The sequence below is a fragment of the Cognatundibacterium luofuense genome, from assembly GCF_018139685.1.
GTDB classification, from domain to species: domain Bacteria; phylum Pseudomonadota; class Gammaproteobacteria; order Burkholderiales; family Burkholderiaceae_D; genus Undibacterium; species Undibacterium luofuense.
This window is the reverse complement of sequence record NZ_JAGSPN010000264.1, coordinates 1-375: the sequence shown is the minus strand read 5'-3', so window position 1 is coordinate 375 and position 375 is coordinate 1. Positions and strand designations below refer to the sequence as shown.

General features: G+C 50.7%; 1 protein-coding gene. It reads right to left on the bottom strand.

The window, feature by feature from the left end:
* Positions 1–39 precede the first annotated feature (39 nt).
* Positions 40–375 (bottom strand): cytidylyltransferase domain-containing protein (locus KDM89_RS20330; protein ID WP_438947535.1); only part of this gene is annotated, 336 nt, incomplete at its 5' end.

The following is a 375-nucleotide window of genomic DNA, read 5'->3' as shown; positions in this document are numbered from 1 at the left end:
AAAACAGCGCAAACTTAGTGCTTTTTTTGCGTAATTTGCTTATTTCCGGAAAAACGCGCGAACCCGTTCCAGATCTTCCGCGGTATCCACACCGGCGGCCGGACTGCTGTCTGTCACATGAACTGCAATCGCGTAGCCGTGCCACAACACACGCAATTGCTCCAGTGCTTCAATCTGTTCCAGTGGTGAGATGGCAAGCTTAGGATAGTTCTGTAGAAAGTCATTACGATACGCATATAAACCGATATGTCGCAGAGGCTGATAAGCCTCGGGCAACTGGGTTCGGTCTTGCGCAAAGCCATCACGATGCCATGGGATGGTGGCGCGAGAAAAATACAAGGCCTTGCCCTGTTTATCGAGCACGACTTTCACCAC